The organism is Streptomyces sp. UH6, from assembly GCF_013421635.1.
In the GTDB taxonomy this organism is placed as follows: domain Bacteria; phylum Actinomycetota; class Actinomycetes; order Streptomycetales; family Streptomycetaceae; genus Streptomyces; species Streptomyces abyssomicinicus.
In genome coordinates, this window is the sequence record NZ_JACADT010000487.1 from 1 (window position 1) to 4,209 (window position 4,209).

5 protein-coding genes and 1 pseudogene are annotated in these 4,209 nt (G+C 72.0%); 2 read left to right on the forward strand and 4 right to left on the reverse strand.

Features of this window, described 5'->3' with window-relative positions; genetic code table 11:
• Positions 1–100: 100 nt before the first annotated feature.
• On the reverse strand, positions 101–1,504 hold the full coding sequence (locus HW445_RS20500) for a DUF6421 family protein (protein WP_180222443.1): 1,404 nt from the start codon (positions 1,502–1,504) through the stop codon (positions 101–103).
• A gap of 231 nt (positions 1,505–1,735) precedes the next feature.
• Between HW445_RS20500 and HW445_RS20505 the strand changes: the two genes are divergently transcribed.
• Positions 1,736–2,404 carry a glycerophosphodiester phosphodiesterase family protein gene (locus HW445_RS20505; RefSeq protein ID WP_180222444.1) on the forward strand — a complete coding sequence of 223 codons (669 nt, stop codon included), beginning with the start codon at positions 1,736–1,738 and terminating at the stop codon, positions 2,402–2,404.
• Here the strand turns inward: HW445_RS20505 and HW445_RS20510 are convergent.
• Positions 2,391–2,981: a GNAT family N-acetyltransferase gene (locus HW445_RS20510; RefSeq protein WP_180222445.1), complete on the reverse strand. Its 591-nt coding sequence runs from the start codon at positions 2,979–2,981 to the stop codon at positions 2,391–2,393. The two genes, HW445_RS20505 and HW445_RS20510, sit on opposite strands and share 14 nt — an antisense overlap.
• 28 nt (positions 2,982–3,009) lie before the next feature.
• On the opposite strand from HW445_RS20510, the gene HW445_RS20515 reads away from it, so the two are divergent.
• Positions 3,010–3,417, forward strand: a complete 408-nt coding sequence (locus HW445_RS20515; protein WP_180222446.1) for a VOC family protein — start codon at positions 3,010–3,012, stop codon at positions 3,415–3,417.
• Positions 3,418–3,450: 33 nt separating this feature from the next.
• Here the strand turns inward: HW445_RS20515 and HW445_RS20520 are convergent, their stop codons facing one another.
• Together HW445_RS20520 and HW445_RS33685 are read right to left on the reverse strand one after the other, a co-directional pair.
• Positions 3,451–3,993 carry a MarR family winged helix-turn-helix transcriptional regulator gene (locus tag HW445_RS20520; protein WP_257231188.1) on the reverse strand — a complete coding sequence of 181 codons (543 nt, stop codon included), beginning with the start codon at positions 3,991–3,993 and terminating at the stop codon, positions 3,451–3,453.
• A pseudogene (locus HW445_RS33685) lies at positions 3,990–4,209 on the reverse strand (FUSC family protein); the annotation flags it as partial. The gene HW445_RS20520 and the pseudogene HW445_RS33685, both read right to left, overlap by 4 nt.

Genomic DNA, 4,209 nt, shown 5'->3' on the forward strand with positions numbered 1-4,209 from the left:
CTCGAGCGCTCCGTTTCCGTTCCCCATCGCTCTCGCCTCCCAGGCGTTTCGCTGACTCGTCCGGCCGTTCCCGGGCCGGTCGGTGGCTTGTCCGGGCCGCCTACGCGGCGGTGGGCAGCTCGGCGGTTTCGGCGGTGATCCCCTTGGCGGAGGCGATCACGTGCTTGAGCTTCTTGGCGAGCGCCTCGTAGAACATGCTCAGCGGAAACTCGTCCGGCAGCACGTCGTCGACGAGCTTGCGCGGGGGCTGCGTGAGGTCGAGGGCGTCGGGGCCCTTCGCCCAGCGGGAGCCCGGGTGGGGCGCCAGGTAGGTGGAGACCAGTTCGTAGCCGGCGAACCAGTGGACCAGCTTGGGCCGGTCGATGCCGTCGCGGTAGAGCGCCTCGATCTCGGCGCAGAGCCGGTTGGTGATCTCGGGGGCGCGCTGCCAGTCGATGTGCAGCTTGTTGTCGGTCCAGCGGACGACGTCGTGCTTGTGCAGGTAGGCGAAGAGCAGCTGACCGCCGAGGCCGTCGTAGTTCCGGCTGCGCTCGCCGGTGACCGGGAAGCGGAACATGCGGTCGAAGAGGACCGCCGTCTGCACGTCACGGGCCTGCTGGACGCCCTCGGCCTCCAGCTTCACGGCCTCCTTGAAGGCGGTGAGGTCGCAGCGCAGCTCCTCCAGGCCGTACATCCAGAACGGCTGGCGCTGCTTGATCATGAAGGGGTCGAACGGCAGGTCGCCGTGGCTGTGCGTGCGGTCGTGGACCAGGTCCCACAGCACGAACGCGTCCTGGCAGCGCTGCTGGTCGTGGACCATCGCCGCGACGTCGTCGGGGAGCTCCAGACCGAGGATGCCGACGGCCGCCTCGGTCACCCGGCGGAAGCGGGCGGCCTCGCGGTCGCAGAAGATGCCGCCCCAGGTGAAGCGCTCGGGCGCCTCGCGCACGGCGACGGTCTCCGGGAAGAGGACGGCCGAGTTGGTGTCGTAGCCGGAGGTGAAGTCCTCGAAGGTGATGGCGCAGAAGAGCGGGTTGTCGTAGCGGGTCCGCTCCAGCTCGGCCAGCCAGTCCGGCCACACCATGCGGAGCACGACGGCCTCGAGGTTGCGGTCCGGGTTGCCGTTCTGCGTGTACATCGGGAAGACGACCAGGTGCTGGAGACCGTCCTCACGGCGCGCGGCCGGCTGGAAGGCCATCAGCGAGTCGAGGAAGTCCGGCACCCCGAAGCCGGTCTCGGCCCATCGGCGCAGGTCCTTGACCAGCGCCTCGTGGTAGGCGGCGTCGTGCGGCAGCAGCGGGGCGAGGGCCGTGACGGCGTCCACCACCTCGGACACGGCCCGCTCGGCCTCGGCGCGGCCGGGGGCGCCGTCGGCGGAGAGGTCGAGGGAACCGTCCTTGCTCTGCCAGGGCCGGATGCGCTCCACCGCGCCCTTGAGCGCGGGCCATGCCGGATGGTCGGCCACCCGCGCCCCGGGAGCCTGTCGCTGCCCCTGAGTGCCCTTCTGCACACGAACCTCCGTCATGTCTCACTCTCCACGGGAGTACCTCGGGTGGACTCACCGTAAGCACCATCTTCTTTTTCAGCAAGAGGGGATCTTGGGAAAACTTCCCGTCGAAGCCGCGTTTCAGCGCGAATTTTCCTGTCAAGGCGCCGTCCGGGTGACGCGGGAGCGGGCCGGACGGCGGCGCGCGGCCTCTAGGCTGCGGGGCGGAGAAGGCACGGAGCAGACACAGCGCACGGGAGCGAGAAGATCTTGGGTTTCCTCACCATCGGCCACCGCGGAATCATGGGCGTCGAGCCGGAGAACACGCTGCGCTCGTTCGTCGCGGCCGAGAAGGCCGGTCTCGACCTGATCGAACTGGACCTCCACCTGAGCAGGGACGGCGCCCTGGTGGTGATGCACGACGCCACGGTCGACCGCACCACCGACGGCACGGGCCCGATCGCCGACCGCACGCTGGAGGAACTGCGCGGGCTGGACGCCGGCGCCGGCGAGCGGATCCCCGTGTTCGAGGAGGTCCTGGACGCGGTGACGGCGCCGCTCCAGGCCGAGATCAAGGACGTGGCGGCGGCGCAGCGGCTGGCCGAGGTGATGCTGGGGCGCGATCTCGTGGAGCGCGTGGAGGTCATCTCGTTCCACGCGGAGGCGATCGAGGAGATCGCCCGTCTGGTCCCGGGCGTGCGGACGGCTCTGGTGGCGAGCCGTTACGACGCGGGGGTCGTCGACCGGGCGGTCCGGGCCGGTGCCCGGACCATGTCGCTGAACATCCGCCGGCTCACCCTGGAGACGGTGGAGTGCGCCCGGCGCGCGCAGCTGCGCGTCCTGGCCTGGACGGTGAACACCCCGGAGCAGCTGCGCCTGGCGCACGCCTTCGGGCTCGACGGGGTGGTCACCGACCGTCCGGAGATCAAGCCGGGCTGACCCCGGGGGCGGCCAGCTCCTTCACCAGCAGTTCGAACTCCAGGTCGTCGCGGCGGGGGATGCCGAACCGCTCGTCGCCGTAGGGGAAGGGGCTGGTCCTCCCGGTGCGGCGGTAGCCCCGGCGCTCGTACCAGGCGATCAGTTCCTCCCGTGCGGAGATCACCGTCATGTGCATCTCGGCGGCCCCCCAGGCCTCGCGGACGAAGCGCTCGGCCTCCGCCATCACGGTGCGGCCCAGTCCCCCGCCCTGGAGGCCGGGCCGTACGGCGAACATGCCGAAGTACGCGTGGTCGCCACGGTGCTCGAGCTGGCAGCAGGCGATGATCCGGCCGTCCTGTTCGGCGACCAGCAGCCGGCCCGAGGGGTCGGTGAGGATCTCCCGCACCGCCTCGGGGTCGGTGCGCCGGCCGTCCAGGATGTCCGCCTCGGTGGTCCAGCCGGTCCGGCTGGCGTCTCCCCGGTAGGCGGACTCGACCAGGGCGACCAGGGCGTCGACGTCGTCGAGGGTGCCGTCGCGGAATTCCGCCGCGATGGTCGGGGTGGCGGCGGTGCCGGCCGAGCTGTCGCTGGGGCGCATGTTCTCTCCGGTGTCTAGGCTGCCGCCCATGGTGCACGTACTGGGCAGCAGGACGTTGATCCGCCCCCTCGATCCGGCGGTCTCCCGGGAGTTCTACGGCGACAGGCTGGGCCTCGCCGTGTACCGGGAGTTCGGCACCGGCGAGGAGCGGGGGACGGTGTACTTCCTCGGCGGCGGGTTCCTGGAGTTGTCGGGACGGCGCCCGGCCGGAGCCGACGGGGCCGCGCCGGACGGCGCCGTGCGGCTGTGGCTCCAGGTGGCGGACGCGTCGGCGGCCCGGGACGAGCTGGCGGCGCGGGGCGTGGAGATCGTCCGGGAGCCGGTGCGCGAGCCGTGGGGGCTGATCGAGATGTGGATCGCCGACCCGGACGGCCTGCCGATCGTACTGGTGGAGATTCCGGCTGACCATCCGCTGCGCCACCGGCCGGGCATCTGAGAGCCGCGGCGGAGGCAGGGGGCCGGCGGGCGGTCACAGCCGTGCGGCGAGTCGGCCCTCCAGCTGGGTCAGGAGCTTGCCGAGCAGTTCCGCCAGCAGGTGACGCTCCTGCGCGTCCAGCCCCGAGAGGACGTCCGCCTCGAACGACAGCTGTTCCGGCAGTACGGCGTCGACGAGTTCCCGGCCCGCCTCGGTGAGGCGTACCAGCACCACTCTGCGGTCCCTGGCGTCGGCACGCCGTTCCACCAGCTCCCGCTCGGTGAGCTGCTTGAGCCGTTTGGTCACCGCCGCTCCGGACGAGAACGTCTCCCGGGCCAGGTCGCCGGGCGTGAGCTCGCGCCCGGTGCGCCGGAGCGCGCCCAGCAGCTCGAACTCCGGCCGGGTGAGGCCCGGCCGGCGCAGGGGCGCGTCCTCCGCCTGTCGCAGGAGCGCGGCGCTGCGGTTGATCCGCCCGATGAGCTCCATCGGGTCGGTGTCCAGTTCGGGGAGGACCGTCCGCCACTGCCGGACGACCGCGGCGACGATGTCCGCCGCGTCCACCGGCCCCTGGCCGGGGCGGGTCCCGTTGTCCGTCATGACCTGGCGTCCTCCGTCGTCGTGCTCGGGTGGTGCGACGGCGTCACCGCGGCGGAGCCGGGCAGCGGGTGTCGTACCGTCGCGGCGAGCGTACGGTGTCCGGCCTGATCCTCCGTCACCACGTCCTCCATCGGCAGGGCACGCGACCACCATTCGCCGGACGCCGCCTGGGTGGTGCCGCGCAGGCCCACCAGTGCGGCGGCCAGTTCCCGCCGG